This is a genomic window from Mesorhizobium sp. P3_A9 (assembly GCF_056402975.1).
In genome coordinates this window covers 1-909 of sequence record NZ_JBFUGJ010000747.1, presented here as the reverse complement: position 1 = coordinate 909, position 909 = coordinate 1, and the positions used below count along the sequence as shown (strand labels likewise).

Annotated in this window: 2 protein-coding genes; both read left to right on the top strand. The window is 61.9% G+C overall.

Annotation, left to right across the window (positions count from 1 at the left end; translation table 11 throughout):
• Nucleotides 1-462: tetratricopeptide repeat protein (locus AC1DX0_RS36485; RefSeq protein WP_477359431.1), on the top strand; the 462-nt coding region annotated here is incomplete at its 5' end.
• Nucleotides 463-702: 240 nt separating this feature from the next.
• Nucleotides 703-909 (top strand): alpha/beta fold hydrolase (locus AC1DX0_RS36480; RefSeq protein ID WP_477359428.1); only part of this gene is annotated, 207 nt, incomplete at its 3' end.

The following is a 909-nucleotide window of genomic DNA, read 5'->3' as shown; positions in this document are numbered from 1 at the left end:
GACGAAGCGCTGCGCTGGATGCGCAAGGCCTATGAGCTCAACCCCTATGACGTCGCCATGGCGGCCGCCTATGGCTACGGGCTGGTTTTCGCCGGCCGATATGCCGAGGGAACACCCCTTCTGGCCCATGCGGTCGATGCCTCCAGCGGCCATCCGACATGGTGGGATTTCGGGCTTTTCGCTGGCGAATTGATGCTGGGCGACGCGAACCAGGCCGCGATCGCCAGCTCTGCCCTGAGAACGACCGCAACCAAATCGCACTATCTTGCCGCCCGGTTGATCGGCGCCAGGATTTCCGGTCAGGACGGTCTGGCGCGCAAGCTGCTCGACGAACTCACCGCCAAATTTCCGAAATTCGCCGCCGATCCGCGCGCGACYTTCGTCGACMGGAAATATCCSGCCGAYCTGACCGAGCGGCTGGTCGGCGCCTTGCGCGCCGCCGGGCTCGGCAACGCCAGCTGAAGTTCAACAGACCGGGATCGGTTGGACCAATCGAATTGCTGGGTGTTCGCATGCGGAGAACAAAGCGCCAATCTGGCTGATTTGCCGGCTTTTGCCGGATGAACCCGTTGAATTGCATGCTCGCGCTCGCGAATAGATCGCGAAAATTTTACTGGCTATGGCGCTGGACGAAGAGCAATTCAGCCGCATTTGGTGCCTGGTCCCACGCTTTTCTCAGTCCCGCAACAAGCCCTCAGCTTCATGATTTCATCGCCCTATGCCGCCGAACAAGGATCTGGTTCGAAGACCATCGTCCTGCTGCATGGTTTCGGCGGTTGCCATGATGTCTGGCGCGAGGTGATCTCGTCCCTGTCGTCTCCCGTGCGCACGCTGGCCTATGACCTGCCGGGCCATGGCCTGTCGTTCGGTTTCCCGGGCGCCGGTCCAGCCAAAGTGGCGGCCAGGGCG